This window comes from Glutamicibacter sp. BSL13 (assembly GCF_052928425.1).
Window position 1 is genome coordinate 1 of record NZ_JAVGCZ010000189.1, and the last position, 2,205, is coordinate 2,205.

3 protein-coding genes are annotated in these 2,205 nt (G+C 70.4%); 2 read left to right on the forward strand and 1 reads right to left on the reverse strand.

What is annotated here, in order from left to right; genetic code table 11:
* Nucleotides 1-5 precede the first annotated feature (5 nt).
* Nucleotides 6-161 carry a phosphoribosylanthranilate isomerase gene (trpF, locus tag RCJ92_RS15675; protein WP_446755093.1) on the forward strand — a complete coding sequence of 52 codons (156 nt, stop codon included), beginning with the start codon at nt 6-8 and terminating at the stop codon, nt 159-161.
* 42 nt (nt 162-203) lie between these two features.
* Here the strand turns inward: trpF and RCJ92_RS15680 are convergent, their stop codons facing one another.
* Nucleotides 204-755 (reverse strand): thioesterase family protein, encoded by a 552-nt coding sequence (locus RCJ92_RS15680; RefSeq protein WP_054822066.1) that lies wholly within the window; start codon nt 753-755, stop codon nt 204-206.
* Between the two features lie 149 nt (nt 756-904).
* Between RCJ92_RS15680 and RCJ92_RS15685 the strand changes: the two genes are divergently transcribed.
* Nucleotides 905-2,205 (forward strand): sensor histidine kinase (locus tag RCJ92_RS15685; RefSeq protein ID WP_446755092.1); only part of this gene is annotated, 1,301 nt, incomplete at its 3' end.

Below are 2,205 nucleotides of genomic sequence, written 5' to 3' on the forward strand. Positions count from 1 at the left end.
CGGCGCTGGCCGCCTCCGGGGCGGCGGGGGCCGATGTCTCCTCCGGGGTGGAGTCCTCCCGCGGAGTCAAGGACCCGCAGCTGATCGCCCGCTTCCTGCACGCCGCCCACGGCCGGCACGAGGCCGGCGCCCCCGCCGCGGACTCACCGAACGGGGCCTGAGCCGGCCGTGGCCCGCCAAACGGCCAGATGATCCGCTCCGGCTTAGCCCACCCAGCTGTGCGGGGCCGGGCGGCGGGCCGAGGGCAGGGAGCTGTCCTCACGCCACTGGGTGATCCAGGCCGGGACCTGCCGGTCATCGGGCATGCTCACCCCGGCGGCGGCGAAGATCTGCTCATTGGGCACCGGACCGGACTTGGAGACCAGTCGGGTCGCGATGTAGCCGCGGGCATAGATCTCCCCGTCGACCACGATGCGCTGTTCAAAGTAGATGCACTTCTCATCGGCGCCCAGCACCTGGGTCTCCTGGGTGAACTTCACCCCGAGCTTCACCGACTTGCGGAAGGTTATCATCTCCGCCTGCACCACCGGGGTCCACTTGTTCCGGCGCAGCGCCGCCCACATCCCGGAGCGGAACATCAAATCAAAGCGGCCCAGGTCGAAGATCGAGAAGTACATGCCGTTGTTGATGTGCCCGGCGAAGTCGATGTCGGTCAGGGTGGCGCGCATCGGCACGCTGCCGGCATCCAGCATGCTCAGCTTCGGTCGGCGACGGCTGCTGAACAGCAGGATGAGGATACGGAAGATCATGTGCATACCGTCACATTACCGCCGGGTAACAATATCTTCCACCCCCGCCACCGCCGGGCACGACCTTTGGCGTAATCCTCCCGGCGCATCCGCCCCGCCCGGGCACCGGGTAAAGTGCGAAGCACCCCCGCCGGATGCTGCCCCAGGAGAAGGCCATGGCCCGACTCGCCGACCACGTGCACCGTCTGCTGCCCTCCCTGCCCCCGGCCGAATGGGAACGTCCGGCCCCCGCGCCGGCCTCCCTGCGCCGCGATGTGTGGGCCGGCTTGGGGTTCCTGGTGCTGGCGCTGTTCATGCAGGAACTGGTCCAGTCCCTCAGCGAACGCGAGGACGCGGTCAGCCGCACCATCGCCTACCTGGTCATCGCCGGACTGGTGGCGCCCCTACTGGTGCGCCGGCGCTGGCCGATCCTTGTCATGCTGAGTTCCTCGGCCGTGTTCATGCTCGCCGGGGTCGGGGACAGCGCGATTGTGGCCATGCAGCTGTGCGCCCAGCTGGCCTACTTCCTGGCGATCTACACGGCCGTCGCCTGGGCCCGCAACCGCCGCGCGCTGTGGACCGCGCTGGCCGTGGTGCTGCTGGCCATGGCGCTGTGGCTCGTGCTCTCCTTCTTCACCTCCGACCTGGTCACCGCCACCGGCCGGACCCTGGTCGAGGACCCCGCCGGGGCGTTCGACCCGCTGGGGGCACTGCCGCTGTACACCTTCCTGATCAACCTGCTCTACTTCGGCGGGGCCATCTTCCTGGGGCTGATCAGCTGGTCCAACGCCTACGCGAACCAGGTGGTCGGCGAACAGGCGGCCCGCATCGCCGCGCAGGCCGAGGAACTGGCCGCCCGGGCGGTCAGCGAGGAACGGCTGCGCATCGCCCGGGAACTGCACGACGTCATCGCCCACCACATCTCCTCGGTGGGAGTGCAGGCCTCCGCGGCCCGGCTGGTGCAGGACCGCGACCCGCAGCGCGCCACCGAGCTGCTGCGCGGCATCGAATCCTCCGCCCGCAGCGCCGTCAGCGAAACCCGCGCCCTGCTGGGGGTGCTGCGCGACCCCGCCCACCACACCCAGGCCCAGGCCCAGAGCCCGGAACTGGGCGATACCCGCCACCCCGAACCCTCCCTAGGGCAGCTGGAGAAGCTGATCACCCACAACGCCGGGCTGGGGCTGCAGGTGCAGCTGAGCGTTGCCGAACACCGCCCGGGCTTCCTTGCCACGCTGCCCCAGGGCCTGTCCCTGGCCCTGTACCGAATCAGCAGCGAGGCCCTGTCCAACGTGCGCCAGCACTCCACCGCCCGCACCGCCCGGCTCAGCCTGCGTTCGGGCCGCGACGCGCACGGGGACTGGGTGGAAACCGAAACCACCGATGCGGGCACCGCGCGCCCGGGCACCGCCGGATCCGGGTTTGGGCTGCGCGGCATCCGGGAACGGGCCGGCCTGCACCACGGGCAGGTGGAGATCGG